Source organism: Xanthobacter autotrophicus (assembly GCF_030015065.1).
Taxonomy (GTDB): Bacteria; Pseudomonadota; Alphaproteobacteria; order Rhizobiales; family Xanthobacteraceae; genus Xanthobacter; species Xanthobacter autotrophicus_D.
In genome coordinates, this window is the sequence record NZ_JAIVFN010000565.1 from 1 (window position 1) to 389 (window position 389).

Sequence of the window (389 nt, forward strand, 5' to 3'; positions counted from 1 at the left end):
GCCAGGGGAGTACACGATTGCGCGAAAACCGTGCTCTCCGTGTTCCGACGGCGCCAGTGGGACGCAGGGCATGTCTTCCATGCCACGGTTCAGCGCGGCGCTCAGCGAGTGGCCCTGCGTCATGTGGTAGCGCGTGCGGCTGTTGAAGAGCGCATTCGTGTGCGTGCCACGGACCAGCCAGACGACCTGAACACCACTCATCCGATATCGCGCGGTCCTGCGCCGATAGTCGTCCCAGTGCTGTCGGGATAGTTGAACCTCGACGGCCACCGGCCCATGCACGGACTGCACGAGCACGTCAGCCTGCCACGCTTCACCCGTGGACGAAGTGCCTGGTTGCTCGACCCGAGCAGCGTATCCTGCCGCTCCCATCCCGATCGCGACCTGAG

1 protein-coding gene is annotated in these 389 nt (G+C 65.0%); it reads right to left on the reverse strand.

The genetic code is table 11. The annotated features are described in order from the left end of the window. The coding region (locus K9U40_RS24535; RefSeq protein WP_432715950.1) for a hypothetical protein at positions 1-297 on the reverse strand (297 nt) is incomplete at its 3' end. Positions 298-389 lie beyond the last annotated feature (92 nt).